5 protein-coding genes and 1 pseudogene are annotated in these 7,008 nt (G+C 36.7%); 4 read left to right on the top strand and 2 right to left on the bottom strand.

Going from position 1 to position 7,008, the window contains the following annotated elements; translation table 11 throughout:
* Nucleotides 1–23 precede the first annotated feature (23 nt).
* The 4 genes from ACH6CY_RS11315 (at nt 24) to dagF (ending at nt 3,645) form a co-directional block, all read left to right on the top strand.
* The gene (locus ACH6CY_RS11315; RefSeq protein WP_374067437.1) at nt 24–806 is read left to right on the top strand and encodes a DUF4311 domain-containing protein; all 783 of its coding nucleotides are present in this window, start codon (nt 24–26) and stop codon (nt 804–806) included.
* A 12-nt stretch (nt 807–818) separates the two neighbouring features.
* Nucleotides 819–1,478 (top strand): DUF4310 family protein, encoded by a 660-nt coding sequence (locus tag ACH6CY_RS11320; RefSeq protein WP_374067438.1) that lies wholly within the window; start codon nt 819–821, stop codon nt 1,476–1,478.
* A 306-nt stretch (nt 1,479–1,784) separates the two neighbouring features.
* Nucleotides 1,785–2,888: a DgaE family pyridoxal phosphate-dependent ammonia lyase gene (locus ACH6CY_RS11325; RefSeq protein ID WP_374067439.1), complete on the top strand. Its 1,104-nt coding sequence runs from the start codon at nt 1,785–1,787 to the stop codon at nt 2,886–2,888.
* Nucleotide 2,889: 1 nt separating this feature from the next.
* Nucleotides 2,890–3,645, top strand: a complete 756-nt coding sequence (gene dagF, locus ACH6CY_RS11330) for a 2-dehydro-3-deoxy-phosphogluconate aldolase (protein WP_374067440.1) — start codon at nt 2,890–2,892, stop codon at nt 3,643–3,645.
* Nucleotides 3,646–3,854: 209 nt separating this feature from the next.
* On the opposite strand, the gene ACH6CY_RS11335 is transcribed toward dagF, so the two are convergent.
* A complete protein-coding gene (locus ACH6CY_RS11335) occupies nt 3,855–5,564 on the bottom strand; it encodes a SulP family inorganic anion transporter (RefSeq protein WP_374067441.1) in 1,710 nt (569 codons plus the stop codon).
* A 313-nt stretch (nt 5,565–5,877) separates the two neighbouring features.
* Nucleotides 5,878–6,810 (bottom strand): annotated as a pseudogene (locus tag ACH6CY_RS11340) (transposase); the annotation flags it as partial.
* Between the last annotated feature and the right edge of the window lie 198 nt (nt 6,811–7,008).

Below are 7,008 nucleotides of genomic sequence, written 5' to 3' on the forward strand. Positions count from 1 at the left end.
ATCCTTAATAAGGAGGAAAAATAATGGGTGAAATAGTAATCATTTTAATTAAATCATTAATCATTGGTTCCGCTATTGGTTTTCCATTAGGGGCAGGGGCTGCAAGAATGTTTCACGCACCGAAAGCACAATCACTTGGTGCGTTTCGTACACTTGGCGAAATGAATGCATGTATGGGGGATCGCGCTTCGCATTTCTCTTTTGGTCTAGGTTTTTTCTTCAACGCTTGGGCATCAGTAGTTGGAGCAGGAGCATATACACAAGATGTGGCACACCGTATTATTCCAAACTGGTCGGCTGCCGCTTTATTAGGTAAAGGTAAAAAAGTGGAGAATACGATGCATGATCCAAGAAAGATGGCTTTTGCAGGTGCGATTATTGGTGCAGTTACTGTAGCATTCTTAAGCGTAACTACGGCTTCCATTCCTAGTGGACTGCGTGATGTCGCATTGGAAGTTTTAGCACCTGCTGCCGATTGGTTAATTAATTTAGCGATGCCGGTTATCTTTTGGTTAGCCGCGCTTGATGCGGGAAAACGCTCAGGGTTTTGGGGAACAATTTTCGGTGGACTAGCCCACATTATTATGGGGAATGCTGTGCCCGGAGTTGTTCTAGGAATTTTAATTGGTAAAGGTGTAGATGATAGTGGTTGGAATAAAGTTACAAAAATATTAATGGTCTCTATCATTATTCTATTTACTTTAAGCGCATTCTTCAGAGGAATGGATATCGAATTATTTGAAAGTCTGAATTTATCAGTACCAGGATGGTTAGAGTCACTTCATAACCTAATTAACCCTAATTAAGGAGGAAGTTCAATGTCAAATAATGCAATAACGGATGAAATGTATAAAAAGAATTTTTGGTATGCTGATTGGTCATTTCCTATTTTTGTAGCACTTTTATCAGCTGGAGTTTTCGCTGGAACCCATATGTACTATGTATATAAAGTTGGGGCATTCAATGAAGTAGCGATCGTTGCTTTACTAGAGGCTGGTCTCCAGGGATCTGGTTATGGAGCAGCTGCTGCATTTGGTGCAAGCTTCTTGTTTGCTCGTATTTTAGAAGGCGGACTTGTTGGGGTACTTGATATCGGTGGTTCAATAATGACAGGTGTTGGAATTGGAATTCCTGCATTATTACTTGGTGCCGGCATTGTTGCTCCTATTGAAAATTTTATTTTATCGTTAATTGTAGGTCTATTAATTGGTTTACTGATAGGTGCTATCGTTATCGGAATTAAAAAATTCACAGTTGGCCAAGCTAACTCAACCTTTGGTAGCGATATTATGATGGGTGCTGGTAATTCTGCCGGACGTTTCCTTGGACCGCTAATCATAATCTCTGCAGCAACCGCTTCTATCCCAATAGGTATAGGCTCTATAATTGGTGGTGCTTTATTCTATCTTTGGGGCAAACCTGTAGCAGGTGGAGCAATTCTAGGTGCCATAGCACTTGGGGCATTCTTCCCATTATAATAAGATAGTATAATGAGATCAATTTATGAAACAAATGAAATTAATATAGTGATAGATGCAAGTGAAAAATGATCACACTAGTTCCTTCTCTTTTAATGAACGAATTGCTGAGGCTTTGTACGAAGCTTCAGCAACATTATAATAAAATGAGATGGAGACATTACCTCATTCATATTTAATCTTGTCTGATGTAAGTGAGTGCATTGCTCTTGTATAGCGTATTTTCTCCATCTTAATGTACGAATTAATTCAGTTACTTCTATCGGTTTCTTGTATGTTAATAATTCAATGAAGGGTTGATTACAGGTGGAAAGTGATTTAAATAAGAAATATGGTCTAAAAAGAGTTATTAATACAAGTGGTAGAATGAGTATCTTAGGTGTATCAACACAAACGGATACAGTTATGAAAGCAATGAAAATAGGTGGGCAGCAATATATAGAAATGAGTGATCTAGTTGATAAAGCCGGAGCTTATGTTGCAAAAAAGCTGGGATCTGAATCTGCGGTTGTGGTGAACGCTGCATCAAGTGGTATTGCTCTATCGATTTCTGGGATCATCACGGAAGGCAATATAAGAAAAAGTGAAAAACTACATCAAGTAGACATTGCTAAAAATCAAATAATTCTATTCAAAGGACATAACGTTCAATATGGTGCGCCGATTGAAACAATGGTTTACCTTGGTGGTGGGGAATTGGTTGAAGTCGGATATGCAAATGAAGGAAAAGCAGAGGATATAGCAGAAGCAATAAATGAAAACACAGCAGCAATTTTATATGTAAAATCGCATCATGCTGTACAAAAAAATATAATTTCAGTTGAAGAAGCATGGGAGGTTGCATCATCCTACGGTATTCCACTTATTGTAGATGCAGCTGCGGAAGAAGATTTGAAAAAATATCCTGCTATTTCTGATTTAGTCATTTATAGTGGTTCGAAAGCAATTGAAGGACCTACGTCAGGTATTGTTGCAGGTAAAAGTAATTATATTGGCATGGTGAAATCACAGTTTAACTTTATAGGACGAAGTATGAAGGTCGGTAAAGAAACAGTGTTTGGTTTATTACAAGCACTTGATGAGTATTTTGAAAAAGAAGATACAAGTGACCAAGAAAAAGCATGTTTAAATGTATTACTTCCTTTAAATGAACTGGAGGGAGTAAAAATTGAAATTGTTCAAGATGAAGCTGGTCGTTCTATTTACAGGGCACGTGTTCATATAGATGCTACTATCACTGGTATTAGTGCAAAAGCGGTAGTGGGATATTTAAAAACAGGTAATGTTGCTATTTACACACGTGATTATGGGGTAAGTCAAGGATTTTTTGATATTGATCCACGACCGCTTCAAGGTGACGATATAGATTTCATTTTGACTCGTTTGAAATCTATTTTAGGAGGAAATTGAAATGTCAGCAATAAAAAAACATTTTTATAAAAATAGGGTTTGTCTTAATGTTCTAGCAAATAGTGTGGAAAATGCGAAGGAAGTGTTTGATGCAGCAGAAGGTAATGTTGTCGTAGGTGTATTATCTAAAGATTACCCGACAGTTGAAGAGGCAGTTATTGCGATGAAGGAATATGGCCGAGAGATTGACGATGCGGTTTCTCTAGGGCTTGGTGGAGGAGATAATCGCCAAGCGAAAGCTGTGGTAGAAATTGCAAAGCATTATGATGGTGCGCATATTAATCAAATTTTTCCATCCGTAGCGGCAACACGCGTGAACCTTGGCAAAAAAGATACTTGGATCAATGCTCTTGTATCACCGGCAGGTAAACAAGGTTATGTAAACATCTCCACTGGTCCAATTAGTGCGGAACAGGAAGAACTTGCGATCGTTCCTGTAAAAGCGGCAATTGCTTTAGTTAAAGACATGGGGGCTAATTCTTTGAAATACTTTCCTATGAAAGGGTTAGCTCATGAAGAAGAATTCCGGACTGTTGCCAGAGCCTGTGGAGAAGAAGGCTTTCCGCTTGAACCTACTGGAGGCATTGACTTAGAAAACTTTGAAACTATTTTAGAAATTGTCTTAGAATCAAACGTTCCATTAGTTATTCCACATGTATATTCTTCTATTATTGACAAGAAGACTGGGAAAACAAAAGCTGAAGATGTGAGAACATTGTTAGAAATGACTAAAAAAATTGTAGCTAAATATGAATGAAAACTAGAGGATAGGAAAGCGCTGTACTAATGTGTTAAAATAGAAGAATCATAACTGCTTGTTGAAGTTATGATTCTTCTATTAGTTTTTATAGTAAGTCCTGATTAAAGTTCCAGCGTCATTATAATTACTTACTCTATATCTAGTAACTCTTAACATCATATAACATAGAGTCACTATGTTGTAGTTTCCTCATTGTTAAGAGGCCTTTAAGATTTTTCTTCTAATTGAATAAAAGTTTGACATTTGTCATACCCATTCTTTGCACAAACTGGGCAATTTTCAGGATTAATTAATGTTAAGGCATAATTAATTGCTTCAGTCGTTGTTTTGAAAAAGTGTTCTTGTCCAATTACTACAGATAGCCCACTCATTTCTAACATTTCAAACGGATTATCTTCAATTTCTGAGATTAATACTGTACCACCCATTCTTTGAAAATCTAAAATAAGCGATGAAAGGTTTGCTTCTCCTGTTACATCAATAATTGAAACATGTCGCATTTTTAGGATCAAGACTGATGGTCGCTCATTGATCGATTGAGTAATAATCGTTTCAAATTTATCAGCCGCTCCGAAGAACAACGGACCGTGAATGGTGAAGCTCGCTATTTGTGGACAACGATAATCTTCATTTCCGTCTTCTAAATCAAGAAAACTTGTATTTGGAAGAATTTTTTGTACTTTTAACACTTCACTCATTCTTTTAATAAATGATATCATTGCAAGTGCTAGCCCAATTGGTACAGCAATCGTTAAGTTAACAAACACCGTTAACAGAAAAGTCGTGACGAGTACAAGCGAGTCACCAGATTTAAGCTTTAAAATATGCCAGAATGATTTATATTCACTCATATTGAATGCAACAACCATTAAAATCGGTGCCATGCTTGCAAGTGGTACATGGGACGCATATGGAGCAATGAGCAATAATGTTAACAGGACAAATACACTTTGGAAAATCCCTGAAAAAGGACTTACTCCACCAGCTCTTATATTTGTTGCTGTTCTGGCAATTGCTCCAGTGGCAGGTATACCACCAAATAACGGTGTGACAATATTAGCAATTCCTTGTCCGATCAATTCTCGATTTGAATCATGTTTCTTTCCTGTCATTCCATCTGAAACTACGGCTGACAATAATGACTCAATTCCCCCAAGCATTGCAATAACAAAGGCAGGTTGCCAAAGATACACTATTTTATCCATACTAATTTTCGGCATCGTAAATTCTGGGAATGATTGTGAAATTCCTCCAAACTCACTACCTATTGTTGCAACCTTTCCTGGAAACATTAAAATCGCTAGGATGGTAGGAATGATAAGTGCTACAAGTAAAACGGGCACATGAGGAAAGACTTTTGGCAGAAAAATAATGATTAACAAGCCGAGTAAGGCAACTAGAATACTATAGATATTAATCGTAGAGATATTTCGAATAATTTGCAGCATATTTTCATGAAAGTATTCTTTTTTCTCAATTCCGTCTAAGCCTAAGAAGTTCTCAAATTGTCCTGAAAAAATAATAATAGCAATTCCCGAAGTGAATCCAATGGTTACCGATCTAGGAATAAATTTAATTGAATTACCTACTTTAAAAATCCCCATAATCACAAGCATGATCCCTGCTAATAATCCTGCAATGAGTAGATCTTCATAACCATACTGTAATACGATTGCAAGTAAGATAGGAATAAATGCTCCAGTTGGTCCAGCGATTTGAAATCTGGATCCTCCGAATAAGGCAACTAATAATCCAGCAATAATTGTCGTATAAAGCCCGTATTCAGGCTTAACTCCAGAGGCAATAGCAAATGCCATTCCAAGAGGGATCGCAACGACACCAACAGTAATCCCTGCAATAAGATCTTTTCTTAAATCGCCCATTGTTAAATCTTTAAAGCGATTATCTTTAAACACTGTAACTGACCACTCCTATTCATTATTTTATTTCCATCGTTACATAGTAGATATACGTTACTAACTGTGTATGTAGTTGATGGATACTTACTCAAAAACGAACTGATATGGATATAAACGCATAGTATATACCTATTTAGTATATCATATACGGGTGAAAAAATAAGTTACTGCTCCATACAAGTCATATGTTTATAGAGTAAAGGTGGAGAAAATTGAAAAACGATGTAACGTAACGAAAATTACGCATAATAGTGTGTGTTCAAAAAAGAGGGGGAAAAGATCCAAGAAGACCCAAGCGGAGAAGTTTTGTATAGCCTGCGTCGGCTACGATATATTTAGGCAGCTTAAAGAATCTTTCTTCTATTTTATCTAGAAAAGGAGTGAATGTACGTACATCGGTTGGGTTGAGAAATACATCATAAGCGAGTGTATATTGCCCTTCCGTCACAATTTGCACATTGTAACCATCTTTCAATTGCCCATTCTTCATATAATCGTCTTTCATTCGCATAAAGGTGGCATCATGATCAGTCTTGGAATAACTGTTGCGTTCTTCGAATATAGCCATATCTTTTTCGGACTTTTGTTTGCGTGCTACATAATCCTCAAACTGTTTGCGATATTGTTTTGGGGCTTTGCGTTCCGAACGAAGTTGTTTCCATTCACTTACATTTTCACTTTCTTCGATTTTTTTATCGTATGCTCCAACCGTCTTTTCTAGTTTTTCTACTACGCTTTCTAAATCTTTGGTGGAGAGTTCTTCCATACTTTCACGTTCTATTTCTGGGATAATTTCTTTTACCAACAATTCATCGTACATTTGATTCGATTTCTCCACCAACTTGGCACTATATTTTTCAATCGCTTTTCGCCAAACAAACGTAAACTTATTGGCATTTGTCTCAATCTTAGTACCATCAATAAAAATTGCTTCTTGATCAATTAGCTCTTCTTTCACCAATTGGCATCGAAATTGTACAAAACATTGGCGTAACAATTCTTGTACTTCTTGATTGACTCGAAAGCGGTTAATCGTACGATAGCTTGGCTCATAACCTTGTGCTAACCACATCATGCGTAGATGATAAGCATGGCAACCTGTTTCATGTAAGAAAACAGAAAATGCTTTATCTGGTATCTGTTCTACTAAGTCATGGATGGTATAGGCAATATCATTTTCTTGCAATTTCACTTCTAAATTTAACGGCAAAACGACTTGATTCATGTTATAATCTTTAAACATAAGATGCCTCCGATAGTTATTGTTTCGTCACTTTAATTTTATCAGAAGGTATCCTTTTTTGCTTGCTTCAATTGTTTCTATATTAATAAAAAAATTGCACTCTCCAACTATGTGTTGGAAATGTGGTTCTACGTCAAATCACGTTGGTGAGTCAGAATAGTCAACTGAATTATTTTATGTTCGCGTCCTAAAGTAGCT

Origin of the sequence: Paraliobacillus sp. JSM ZJ581 (assembly GCF_044383835.1) — a bacterium.
In the GTDB taxonomy this organism is placed as follows: Bacteria; Bacillota; Bacilli; order Bacillales; family Amphibacillaceae; genus Paraliobacillus.

Bases quoted from the DNA above. Each gene is read 5' to 3' on its own strand.
- dagF (WP_374067440.1), top strand. From the start codon at position 2,890: ATGTCAGCAATAAAAAAACATTTTTATAAAAATAGGGTTTGTCTTAAT.
- ACH6CY_RS11315 (WP_374067437.1), top strand. From the start codon at position 24: ATGGGTGAAATAGTAATCATTTTAATTAAATCATTAATCATTGGTTCC.
- ACH6CY_RS11320 (WP_374067438.1), top strand. From the start codon at position 819: ATGTCAAATAATGCAATAACGGATGAAATGTATAAAAAGAATTTTTGG.